Annotated in this window: 1 protein-coding gene; it reads left to right on the top strand. The window is 35.5% G+C overall.

Translation table 11 applies throughout. From position 1 onward, the window contains the following. Positions 1-24: 24 nt before the first annotated feature. Positions 25-488, top strand: a 464-nt coding sequence (locus A1704_RS15150) for a glycoside hydrolase family 3 N-terminal domain-containing protein (protein WP_394361332.1), incomplete at its 3' end; no start/stop codon positions are given.

The following is a 488-nucleotide window of genomic DNA, read 5'->3' as shown; positions in this document are numbered from 1 at the left end:
AAATTATTATATACTTCAATCTTTATTGCTGCATTGATAAGTCCTAAGATCAATGCCCAGTATCAACCTAAAAACACTTCTAAGGAAGATCTCAAAAAAGCTCAGGAATGGGTAGATAATACCTATAAAAATCTATCTCAGGATGAAAAGCTGGGACAATTGTTTATTGTTGCACTTTATACCAATAAAGGAGAAGACTATATCAATCAGGTAAGGAATATTGTTACCAACGATAAAATTGGTGGTTTAATCTTAATGCAGGATGATGCTGCTAAAGAAATCAATCTGGTTAATGAATTTCAACAGACTTCTAAAATTCCGTTAATGATCGGGATGGATGCAGAATGGGGATTATTCCAAAGAATTGCCAGAGCACACAAATTTCCTTGGGCAATGACTCTTGGAGCTATTCAGGATAAAAGCCTTGTCTATCAAATGGCAGCAAAAATAGCAGAAGACTGCCACAGAATGGGCATCAATTGGGATTT

The sequence above is a fragment of the Chryseobacterium cucumeris genome, from assembly GCF_001593385.1.
In the GTDB taxonomy this organism is placed as follows: Bacteria; Bacteroidota; Bacteroidia; order Flavobacteriales; family Weeksellaceae; genus Chryseobacterium; species Chryseobacterium cucumeris.
The sequence above is the reverse complement of the archived record's forward strand: the minus strand, read 5'-3'. Positions and strand labels throughout refer to the sequence as shown.